The sequence below is a fragment of the Salinivibrio sp. MA440 genome (assembly GCF_001996265.1).
Lineage (GTDB): Bacteria > Pseudomonadota > Gammaproteobacteria > Enterobacterales > Vibrionaceae > Salinivibrio > Salinivibrio costicola.
In genome coordinates, this window is the sequence record NZ_MUFI01000041.1 from 22011 (window position 1) to 33485 (window position 11475).

Consider the following 11475-nt stretch of genomic DNA (forward strand, 5'->3'; position numbering starts at 1 on the left):
TGTTATATCGACAAACACCACGCAGGCTGAATCCTTGTTTACCGTATTTGTGAAATTTAACCACAAACATTGCCCATAATGATAACTTAGTCAAATTATCATGTGACGCGTAAACCGTTTATAACGCAAAAACCACCAACATAGATTGATCTTGACTGGGTTTTTACCGAGTCAACGTCGAGACCAAAGGCGCCATGGCGATGCATACAGAAACATCTTATTTGCATAATCGATTCGGCTAAAAAAAGCAGCCATCTGGCTGCTTCTACTTATTCTCTTACACTTTTTAGCGTCGCTTATTCTTGCCAATAAGGCGTGAGGCGTAAGCCTGTTTGGCGGCTTTGCGTCATCGCATGAAAAAGTGATTCTTCTTTTCTCGCTAACCACTTTTCCGCTTGTTGCTTATCGTCGTCATCGTCAATCGCTGCAACTAAATCGCGTACTGGCTCAAGTAGCCGAAGTTCCTCTATACCTTGCAGTAAATCCAGCCAAGGCAGTCGAAACGCTTTACGGCGATTTTTATCAAAGAGTGACGCCAAGCAGGTCCCTAACACCAAGTTGCGTTGCAGACGTGGATACTGATCAAAATACTCATGCCTTGTCAGTGTCTTACTCTCGTCAAAGGCATCAAGGAGCTCATGCCAAGATTCAGGTAATGCCTTATCGGCCAGGGTTTGAATCGGTAGCGCCAATTTATCCGCTGCTTTTTCATCTAAAAACGGCTGCCAACCTTTAGAGAGAATCCAACGACTTAAATCAAGCAACAGATTGCAGTAGCGAGAGGTATGAAGTAACGCCACGATATCCTCGCGCTCCGGCAACTGAGTTTGCTCAGCTTTCAGCGTTTTGACCATCATTTTTCGGGCATTGAGTTTGCGCAGGTATTGGCCCTTATCTTCACACAAGCGTGCATTCGCCCACGCATCATCCAGCCAAGCGAGTTCGCCATCAAACCATTGCAACTCTTGACGCAATAATGTGCTCGCTCGTCTCGGCAACACGCTGCCGAACAGAACGAAGGCTTGGCGGATCAGTAATACCGCGTAGCGAATTTCCTGCAGCGCATCAAGCGACTCTCGCTCTATGTAGATTTGTTCGTGGTAATGCCAGTGGCTGAGCGCGTGCTCAAGAATTCGAATGAGCGCTTTCTCTTGCGTATCGTCGGCGCTCAGTTTGACGATAGACAGCGCTTTGACCGGGTCGCCTTGATAGCCAGTGGCTAAGCGGTAGCCTCGCGCGGCTTTACTCAAATTTCCCAGTCGCAGTCCTCCCTCATCGGCAAGGTTGCGCGCCAATGAAAATAAGGCATCGGTTTGACCCGAAATAAGCTCTAGCTCGACCTCAGAAATCACATCTTTATCACCGGCTTCGGTTGAGACTTCACCCTGATCGCTGGCTAACTCTATTTGACTCCCGTCGTCAGTGGCTAAGAGCCACTGTTGGCGGACAAAGTCGGTGGAAAAGAGCGGCTGAATCGACTGACTCAGTGCATCAATATTGACACTATCAGGCCATGCATCGACCGGGATCAAAGAAAGGTCGGGCTCAGGTCCATTAAGCTCAGCGTTGTATTCTGGGCGCTGATGCAGTCCAGCTACCACCCGGCCAGCGGTTTTGAGCGTTTGAATATAAACACCATCAAAACAACGCACACGCAAACCGATATCGTGTTCGCGTAGGGTAAAATCTGGCGTATCGAAGTAGATGTTGCCCAGCTCACGCTGGCTTTGCTGTAGCTGCTTTACACTGACAATCTTATCGCGGATGCGGTGAGGAAAGTCAGAAGAGACAAAAAATTTGAGCTCTATCTCAGTGTCCATACGGGTACCTATAGCCAATTGCCTGACAAGGATATGAACAATTGATCTTGTCGGCAAGGACTATAACCACCAGTCTTGATCAAACGCACTGCGGCATAGATCACAAAAGCTGTTTCTTTAGCCAATGTTCTGCGCTACCATTCGCCGCTCCGATATACCATCGTTGAACGTTTAGCCTCCACTCTTTGCCCTTTGGGCGTGAGGCAACCAGGTAGATTACGGCTATGCCAGTCAATACAATTGTTGGGCTATTCGCAAAAAGCCCTATAAAACCTCTGCAACGCCACGTCAATCGTGTCAATGATTGCTGTGAGCTACTGATCCCGTTTTTCCATGCTTGCGAACAGCAAGATTGGGAAAAGGCGAATCAACTCCGTCACCAAATCTCTGAGATAGAGAAAGATGCTGACACCCTGAAGCGCAATATCCGACTCAAGTTGCCCCGCGGTTTGTTTATGCCCGTTGATCGGACGGACATGCTCGAGTTACTGACTCAGCAAGACAAATTGGCAAACTTATCCAAAGATATTGCCGGCCGAGTGATCGGCCGCCAGCTTCGTATGCCCCCAACAATGAATACCGCTTTCATTGCTTATGTACAACGGTGCCTAGATGCAGCCGCTCAAGCACGTCGGGTGATTAATGAGCTCGAAGAACTGCTTGAGACTGGATTTAAAGGACGCGAAGTCACCTTAGTGGCCGAAATGATTCATCAGTTGGATGTGATTGAAGATGATACTGACTCAATGCAAATCCAGCTTCGCCAGGCATTGATGGCGGTGGAACAGGAATACAATCCTGTCGACGTCATGTTCTTGTACAAAATCCTCGAGTGGGTCGGCGAAATTGCTGATCAAGCGCAACGTGTCGGTGCGCGCTTAGAGGTCATGCTTTCCCGTTCCTAACCGAGTGATGTAACAACAAGGTATTACAATGGAAATCCTGATGAATCACGGGACCATTCTTATTATGGTCGCCGCGGCTTTTGGTTTTTTAATGGCAATTGGTATTGGTGCCAATGATGTCGCCAACGCAATGGGCACGTCTGTGGGCTCTAAAGCGCTAACCATCAAGCAAGCCATTATTGTTGCCATGATTTTTGAATTTGCCGGCGCTTATTTAGCTGGAGGTGAAGTCACAGATACCATTAGAAAAGGTGTTATCGATACCAGTCTCTATGCCGATCAACCGTTAGAATTGGTCTTTGGCATGATGTCCGCTCTGCTCGCGGCGGGTACTTGGCTGCTCCTTGCCTCCTATATGGGCTGGCCAGTCTCCACCACCCATTCGATAATCGGCGCGATCATTGGCTTTGCTTGCCTATCGGTTGGCTCTGAGGCCGTCGATTGGCATACCGTCCAAGGTATCGTTGGCAGTTGGGTGATCACCCCCTTTATCTCCGGTCTTTTTGCCTACTTTATTTTTCTTAGCGCCCAGCGCCTCATTTTTGACACTGACCGCCCCGTACTCAATGCAAAACGTTTTGTCCCCATTTATATGTTCCTCACTGCGTTTATTATTGCGATGGTGACCATTAAAAAAGGGCTCAAGCATGTTGGCTTGCATTTGACCACGTTAGAGTCAGTCAGTGCGTCAATTGTCTTATCTGCACTGGTGATGTTTTTTGGCGTGTATTATATCTCTAGAAAATATCGCGGCGATGAGAGTCAAGGTTTTCAAGGCGTTGAGCGGATATTCAGCTTACTCATGGTCGTCACGGCGTGTGCCATGGCCTTCGCGCATGGCTCAAACGACGTTGCCAATGCCATTGGTCCCCTTTCAGCGATTGTCGCAACCGTGCAAAACCTCGGTACTGTGGCAGAAAAAGCACACATTGCTTGGTGGATTCTTCCTATGGGCGGTGCCGGCATTGTCATCGGCCTTGCGACCTTGGGGCATCGTGTCATGGCGACCGTTGGCTCAGGGATAACAGAGCTCACACCAAGCCGCGGATTTGCCGCGCAATTAGCCACCGCGAGCACAGTCGTTTTAGCCTCGGGGACAGGCTTACCGATTTCGACCACGCAAACACTAGTCGGTGGCGTTCTCGGCGTTGGATTTGCCAGAGGCATTGCCGCACTCAACCTCGGCGTGGTGCGCAATATTGTTGCCTCGTGGCTCATCACGCTTCCAGCAGGCGCTTTATTAGCTGTGATCTTTTACCAAGTAATGATCACCTTCTTTGCCTAACAGTCGGCAGCGATGTCAAATCACGGTTAAAAAAAGGGGGGCATGGCTCCCCTTTCTTTTTAGCCTATGGCACTATGCCTAGCAAAGCCGATGTGTCCCACACTGAATAATGCAAAGGACCCCAGACGTGAAACACCTGTATTCTGCTCTCATATTGCTATTCGTTCTCGTCACCGCGCCGCAAGCCATGGCGGAGAACTATATTTCTGATGAATTATTTACCTATATGCACTCTGGCCCTAGTACACAATATCGCATTATCGGCAGTGTTGATGCAGGCGATAAAATCACTGTACTCAAGCGCGACCAAAATGCGGGCTATTCGCAAATTGTCGATAGTCGCGGCCGTAAAGGCTGGGTGAAAAGTGACTTCGTCACCACTCAACCTGGCTTGAAAGAACGTGTACCTGCGCTTGAAGCCGAGCTCAAAAAAGTAAAAACAGCCTTATCGAGTGCACAGGATGATGCCAAAGCACAACAAAAAGGGTTGGTTGAGTCGCTTAAAAAGCGTAATGCGCAAATCGAGAAGCTAGAAACACACAGCAGCGAACTCAATAAAAAGCTGATTGATGCACAAAATGAAATTCGTGCTTTGCGTGCAAAAATTGATACGCAAAAAGATGACTTATTAATGCGCTGGTTCACCTACGGCGGCATGGTGGCCGGCGGCGGCTTACTGTTTGGCCTTGTGCTGCCACATCTTATCCCACGTAAAAAACGTCGCCGTGACGGCTGGGCATAATCAATCTCCGATAAATAGGCTGCGTTTGCAGCCTATTTTATTTAGATCGCCACGTTTATATCGTTTACGTTTTATCCCGCGTTTTTTCTATCTCGTCGTTGATGAGCAATCCCGTCGTTGATGAGCAACCCCATCTTTCGTTGGCGAGCTAACGATTAGCCATCCAACGATAACCATTATCAGCACACGGTGGGCGTGCTGCTACGCTATATGTATACTTCTATGAAGGTATGACTCAGCATCTTTGCTGTTTCTTCACTTTCTGCAACCAAGGAGCTTTGTGTGAAACACTATCTTGTCGGCGGCGCGGTACGCGATGCGTTGTTAAGTTTACCGGTCACGGACAAAGATTGGGTCGTGGTGGGCGCGACAGTGAAGCAAATGCAAGCCTCAGGCTATCAACAAGTTGGCCAAGACTTCCCAGTCTTTTTGCATCCAGAAACGCATCAAGAGTATGCATTAGCACGCACAGAGCGTAAATCGGGCCAAGGCTACACCGGTTTTGTGTGTGACTTTTCGCCAGATATCTCGTTAGAGGCCGATCTTCAGCGGCGTGATCTCACTATAAACGCCATTGCCCAAGATGAAGATGGCACCTTGATTGACCCTTATGGCGGTCAGCAAGATTTACACAACCGGATGTTACGTCATGTCTCGCCCGCCTTTAGCGAAGATCCATTGCGCGTGCTACGTGTGGCACGATTTGCCGCCCGCTTTGCGCCTCTCGGCTTCACCATTGCCGACGATACATTGGCGCTGATGAAAGCGATGGTCGCCAAGGGCGAACTTGCCCACCTCACTCCAGAGCGAGTTTGGCGGGAGTGGGAGAAAGCGCTTGGCAGTGATCGTCCCGATGTGTTTCTTGCTGTGCTGCGCGATTGTGGTGCACTTGCGGTAGTGATTCCTGAAATCGACGCCCTGTACGGCGTGCCGAATCCTGCCAACTGGCACCCTGAGATCGATACCGGCATCCACACTGAAATGGTCAGCCGTTATGCCGCCTCGTTGACCGATGACAAATGCATTCGCTTTGCTGCACAAGTCCATGATCTCGGTAAAGCCCTCACCCCTTCCTCCATCTTGCCCGGCCATCGCGGCCATGGCGATCGTGGGCTGCCGGTGATAAAAGAGCTGTGCGAGCGGCTTAAAATCCCCAATCAATGCAGAGATTTAGCCTTGGTAGTCAGTGCTCATCACTCTAAGATCCATAAATGCGATCAACTCAGCCCCGAGCATTGGATGGCATTATTTAATCAAATTGATGCGTGGCGAAAACCTGAACGGGTTGAGCAATTGGCCTTGGCATGTTTAGCCGATGTGCGTGGCCGCAAGGGACGTGAAAATTATCATTACCCGCAAGCCGATGCCTTACGTGAGCGCTTTGCCTGTGCCGAGAACGTCGATGTAAAGCCGATTGTCGACGCTGGCTTTAAAGGGGCAGCGATTCGTGATGAGCTTCATCGCCAACGTATTCAGGCGATTGCGGCATGCGCTGCGCCAAGCGATCAGCAAATCGCGGGCACACCCTATTAACGAAACTCACGCGACGTGACCGACAAGGTGGTGAGCTTAGGGGTAAGGTCAATCAACTTACCGGCAATTACATGCACCACCTCGCCCTGACGCTCGACAATGCCATGCACTTTCAACACCTTGGCTTGCATAAAAGCACGGGATTGCGCCCGTGCCGTCCCCGCCCAGACCACCACATTAATATTGCCGGTATCATCTTCCAAGGTGACAAAGGTTACACCACTGGCGGTACCTGGTGATTGCTTGCCCGTCACCACGCCCGCCACCGCGACCCAGCTTTGCGGCGCACACTGTGATAACTCAACGCCGCGGGTAAAACGGCCCAGCGTGCCGGCTTGCGCCATCAAACTAATAGGATGATCGGTGAGCGACAGCCCCAAGGCCGCGTAATCTTCAATCATGTTCTGCCACTGGGAAGGCGAATGAGGCAAGACAACCTCATCGTCACTGGTGGCCAGTAGCGGCAGTTGCCGCTGCTGATCCATCAGTGCCCAGCGCGCCTGATAGCGATTGCCAGCCAGCGCCGCCAATGCGCCACTGCTGGCTAGGGCTTGATAGGCATCGTGGTCAAGGTTAATTTCTTGCAGTGCCGACAAAGACGCAAACCCCGACTCTGGACGATGGACCAGCAATCGGTCTATCGCCGCCGCACTCAATCCTTTGACTAATCGCAATCCCAGCCGCACGCCCCAGTGATCGTCGACCTTTTCTAAGCAATGATCCGCCCCCGAGTGTTGCACACAAACCGGCAACACAGGCACCTGATGGCGCGTGGCGTCTTGCATCAGTTGTGACGGCGAGTAAAACCCCATCGGCTGGCTATTGAGCAAGGCGGTATAAAACGCGGCGGGATAATAATGCTTCAGCCACGCCGATACATAGGCCAAGACCGCAAACGACGCCGAGTGGCTTTCTGGGAAACCATAATCACCAAACCCACAGATTTGCCGGTAAAGCTGCTCGGCAAAGTCGGCGCGATAGCCACGCGCGGTCATCCCAGTAATCAATTTGTCGCGAAACGGCGCTAGTCCACCCTTTTTCTTCCATGCGGCCATCGCACGACGCAGCTGATCCGCTTCGCCACCAGAAAAACCGGCTGCCACCATCGCCAGTTTGATCACCTGCTCTTGAAAAATGGGCACTCCAAGCGTACGCGCCAGCACTTGCTCAACCGCTTTGGACGGGTAGCTCACCACTTCTTCCCCATCACGGCGCTTTAAATACGGATGCACCATGTCACCTTGAATCGGGCCGGGGCGGACAATGGCAATTTGGATCACCAAATCATAATAACAAGCCGGTTTGAGTCGCGGTAGCATACTCATTTGTGCCCGTGACTCAATTTGAAATACCCCTACGGTATCGGCGTGCTGAATGCGCGCAAACACCCCCGGATCATCGCCTTGTTGAGTGATCGCCGCCAAACTCAAGCGAGGGCCACCGGTTTGAGCAATCAAATCAAAGGTACGTCGAATCGCGGTGAGCATACCCAGCGCCAGTACGTCGACTTTCATCAGATGCAGCGTTTCCAGATCGTCTTTATCCCACTGGATCACCGTCCGCTCTGCCATCGCCGCATTTTCCACCGGCACCAACTCATACAAAGGCCCATCTGCAATCACAAAGCCACCGACATGCTGAGAAAGGTGGCGCGGAAAGCCGATCAATGTCTGGGTAAGCGACAGCCATTGTTGGCTTTTCGCGCTTTTAGGATCGAGGCCCAACTGTTGAAGTTGCTGCGTCCAAGGCTGAGTTTTATCGCGCCGATTGAGGTTTTGAATAAAAAAATCAATCTGGCTAGCGGGGATCGCCAACGCTTTGCCCACATCACGCAGTGCACTTTTAAGCCGATAACGGATCACGGTTGCCGCTAAGGCAGTCCGCTCACGGCCATATTTTTGATACAAATACTGGATCACTTCTTCACGGCGCTGGTGCTCAAAGTCCACATCAATATCCGGCGGCTCGTCGCGCTCTTTGCTAATAAAGCGCTCAAACAGCACATCGACTTTGCACGGATCCACCGCGGTGATCCCTAAGCAATAACACACCACCGAGTTCGCCGCCGAGCCGCGTCCTTGGTATAAGATCCCACGCGATTGAGCAAAGCGCACCAGATCGTAAATGGTCAAAAAGTAATACGGGTAATCGAGCGCCTCGATAAGCGCGAGCTCTTTTTCAATGATGGCTCCCACGTCACTGGCTACCCCCTTGGGGAAACGCTGCTGTGCGCCTTGCTTGACCGCGTCACGCAGATACGCCATCGCAGACTCGCCGGTTGGCACCACTTCTTTGGGGTAGCTGTATTTGAGGCTCGCCAAGGAGAACTGACACTGAGCGGCAATCTTGGCACTTTCCGCTAGCCACTCGGGTGGGAATAGAGTCTGTAACTTAGATAGCGGGCGTAAAGCCCGCTCTGCATTGGGCAATAAAGTCTGCCCCAATTCAGCCACCGGCTGACGATGCCAAATCGCGGTTAAAGTATGATGTAATGCTAGTCGCTCAGGGTGATGCATCTGCACATCACCACACGCTGTCACACAAAGTTGATACTGGCTTGCCAGCATGCGACAGTGCGCCAGATACGGATGATCGTGTTCTGCTAAATCGCGGCGCACAGCCAGGTACAAGCGCTCAGCATGATAACGCAGCAGCCACGTCGCCCAATGATGATCACTCTCCGCGCCACTGGGTAGCCATAGCACCAAGCCATGACGTATCGACATCAGATCCCACTCGCTCAGCTGGTAATCGCCTTTGTGACTGCGCCGCCGGGCATTGGTGATAATCCGACACAGCTCTTGGTAAGCCGCTTGGGTGGGACACAGTAGAACAACATCTAACGCGTGCAGGCGAAAACGACTGCCAATGATCAGCGAAAGCTGCGGATAATCACGCTGAGCTTGATACGCACGCACCACACCTGCGACCGAGCATTCATCGGTGATCGCGAGCGCTTGATAGCCCAATGCCGCCGCTTGCGCCACCAGCTCTTCCGGATGTGAGGCGCCCTCAAGAAAGGAGAAATTGCTGCAACATACCAGCTCGGCATACGTACTCATCGCTTCACCCCTAACTAAACCAGCCGTGTAAAAACCAAGTTTGCTCTGGCGTGCGAAACACCCATAGCCATTGTTGCTGGGCATTTTGGGCAATAAAGTAATCGCGCTGGATAGGCGCATCTTCCCACCAGCCCGTGACAATCCGCTCCGGCCCTTCACGTAAGGTGACCTTACCCACCAGTGGAGTGGGTTGCGGCAATAATAAACTTGGACGCGGACGCGTCGGCGCCGACGTAGGCTGAGTAACGCGTTGATGATGCGGTAGGTGCTGACTCGCGGCCTCGGGACGGTGATGATCCACATACGCTAACCGCATGACCGCCTCCTCCCCTAATCGGGCCGCCAGAGTCGCGACCAACTCATCGCGGCTTTGATCACCTTGCTGCGGGCTAAACAGATCCACTTGGCCGGGTTGATGGCAATTGATGTGCGTGACAGCCACACTCACCGCCGTTACTGGCTGGCTTACTTGCCATGACGCCAGGCGTAAACGCACCAACGCCATCCAGCGATCGGGGTCTTTCTCACCATACGCGGCCACCACGGAAAGGGTTTCTTCGCATCCATCACGCAAGCTAAACCCCAACGTCAGCGCGGGGGTGCAAGCACTACGTTGCTCAAGAAAGTGGCACAGTGCTGATACCAAGTTATCGATGATCGGCAATAAATGGGCTTGCTCACTAAGCTCAAACAACAAGACCCGCTGCTGAAAAAATTGCAGCGGTGGCTGAAAATAACGCAGTGGCGTCGGCTTATCGCCACTCACTTCGGCAAGATAATCCACCACTGTGCGCGGAAAACGTCGCATCAGCGAAGCGGTGGGCAAGGCGACAAGCTCACCTAACTGAGAGAAGCCTAGACGCGTAAACTGGGTTTTCACCGTCTCCGGTAAAGGCGCTGCGGCCAACGGCAATTGCTGCAACGCTGCCTGCAAATGCTCGGGGTCGGTACTGACCTTGCCTGCGTGACCATACGCCATAAGCTCGGCGGCACGCGGCGTTTGGCCCACACCAGCCTGATAACGGATGCCATTTTCAACCAACGTTTGAGTCACCGCCTGCCATAGCGGGGGAAACCCTTGATATAGCGCTAACATCGGTGAAACGTGTAGCCATAAACCTTTAGGCGGATTAAGGCTGATTTCCGCGACCAGCGGATAAAGCTGTGTGGCGAGCTGCTCAAGCGCGGACTGCTCTTTCTTCGCGCAATAAGGATAGACCGCAAGCTGATGACAGTTAACTGCCGCCGCCCCTAACCCCATACCGGTATTCAGACCGTGTGTGTTAGCCGCCACAGAGAGCTGCACTAAACGGCCTTCTTGCTCGTTGACCAGCCCCACTGCCTGCTCAGGTGACGGCACATAGAGGCTATCTAACAACAAGCTCGGGCAATGTAGGTACAGCCACAGAGTCATCACGCTTGCTCCCGCTGTTGCCGTGAGGGAAAGGTGAGCAAATTATCTGCGCTGCTCGGCCAAGTCACCAAAGCGGACCATTGCTCGCGCCAATCGAGGGTAAACGGGGCCGGTGGCCATTGGCCGCGACAATAGCGCACCGTGACTGTCACGCCACACGCGGAAGGGGCCAGCGCCACACTTAAATCAACCGGCAAGCTCAACGAGTACGTCTGCTGACGGCGCAACAACACCACCGCACATTGACCATGTTCGCCCGCCAGTTTTAAGCGTTTTACTTGCCCAATCGTGATCGAAGATGGCCATAACACTACCGCCTGACACGCACCACTGCGCGCCGCTTGCTCGGCTGCCCACAGCGCATGTTGATCGCTGTCAGGATACACTAGCAAGGTGTTTTCTGTTGGATAACCTTGCTGATGCAACATTGCCGCATTAATGCCGACCGGAGGACGGATCCAGGCGATCTCTTTACCGGTGGCGCGATACAGCGCAGGCAATACTAACCGCAGCTCACCAACGCCAAAATCACTGATGATATCCGTAACCCCTGGCGTAGGGATCCCACCCAGACGCTGATCAAACGCGGCATAACCGGTCGCTTGCTTATCGGGTAACTCAGCCATTAGCGGACGCTGACTAGCACGCCATAGACCGTGTTGTTGGGCTAATTGTTCGAGCGTTTTCATCATTAAAATACCTGTATATATATAC

Annotated in this window: 8 protein-coding genes; 4 read left to right on the plus strand and 4 right to left on the minus strand. The window is 52.2% G+C overall.

The features are described from left to right. Nucleotides 1–296 precede the first annotated feature (296 nt). A complete protein-coding gene (locus tag BZG80_RS12380) occupies nucleotides 297–1820 on the minus strand; it encodes a CYTH and CHAD domain-containing protein (protein ID WP_077679481.1) in 1524 nt (507 codons plus the stop codon). A 224-nt stretch (nucleotides 1821–2044) separates the two neighbouring features. Between BZG80_RS12380 and BZG80_RS12385 the strand changes: the two genes are divergently transcribed. From BZG80_RS12385 to BZG80_RS12400, 4 genes are all read left to right on the plus strand, one after another. Further along, complete coding sequence (locus BZG80_RS12385) at nucleotides 2045–2725, plus strand: TIGR00153 family protein (RefSeq protein ID WP_077660493.1); 681 nt, start codon at nucleotides 2045–2047, stop codon at nucleotides 2723–2725. A 28-nt stretch (nucleotides 2726–2753) separates the two neighbouring features. Further along, complete coding sequence (locus BZG80_RS12390; protein WP_077576469.1) at nucleotides 2754–4010, plus strand: inorganic phosphate transporter; 1257 nt, start codon at nucleotides 2754–2756, stop codon at nucleotides 4008–4010. 127 nt (nucleotides 4011–4137) lie between these two features. Then, nucleotides 4138–4752 (plus strand): TIGR04211 family SH3 domain-containing protein, encoded by a 615-nt coding sequence (locus BZG80_RS12395; protein WP_077679482.1) that lies wholly within the window; start codon nucleotides 4138–4140, stop codon nucleotides 4750–4752. 282 nt (nucleotides 4753–5034) lie between these two features. Continuing rightward, entirely contained in the window at nucleotides 5035–6285 is a 1251-nt protein-coding gene (locus tag BZG80_RS12400; RefSeq protein ID WP_077679483.1) for a multifunctional CCA addition/repair protein, read from the plus strand. Here the strand turns inward: BZG80_RS12400 and BZG80_RS12405 are convergent. From BZG80_RS12405 to imuA, 3 genes are all read right to left on the minus strand, one after another. After that, nucleotides 6282–9347 (minus strand): error-prone DNA polymerase, encoded by a 3066-nt coding sequence (locus BZG80_RS12405; protein WP_108744124.1) that lies wholly within the window; start codon nucleotides 9345–9347, stop codon nucleotides 6282–6284. The two genes, BZG80_RS12400 and BZG80_RS12405, sit on opposite strands and share 4 nt — an antisense overlap. 10 nt (nucleotides 9348–9357) lie before the next feature. After that, nucleotides 9358–10761, minus strand: a complete 1404-nt coding sequence (locus BZG80_RS12410; protein ID WP_077679485.1) for a Y-family DNA polymerase — start codon at nucleotides 10759–10761, stop codon at nucleotides 9358–9360. Further along, a partial coding sequence (gene imuA / locus BZG80_RS12415) for a translesion DNA synthesis-associated protein ImuA (RefSeq protein ID WP_206744531.1) occupies nucleotides 10761–11475 on the minus strand: 715 nt, incomplete at its 5' end. The genes imuA and BZG80_RS12410, both read right to left, overlap by 1 nt.

Excerpts from the sequence above, each read along its gene's own strand:
- BZG80_RS12380 (WP_077679481.1), bottom strand. The coding sequence starts at position 1,820 with ATGGACACTGAGATAGAGCTCAAATTTTTTGTCTCTTCTGACTTTCCT.
- BZG80_RS12385 (WP_077660493.1), top strand. The coding sequence starts at position 2,045 with ATGCCAGTCAATACAATTGTTGGGCTATTCGCAAAAAGCCCTATAAAA.
- BZG80_RS12390 (WP_077576469.1), top strand. The coding sequence starts at position 2,754 with ATGGAAATCCTGATGAATCACGGGACCATTCTTATTATGGTCGCCGCG.
- BZG80_RS12405 (WP_108744124.1), bottom strand. The coding sequence starts at position 9,347 with ATGAGTACGTATGCCGAGCTGGTATGTTGCAGCAATTTCTCCTTTCTT.
- BZG80_RS12410 (WP_077679485.1), bottom strand. The coding sequence starts at position 10,761 with ATGACTCTGTGGCTGTACCTACATTGCCCGAGCTTGTTGTTAGATAGC.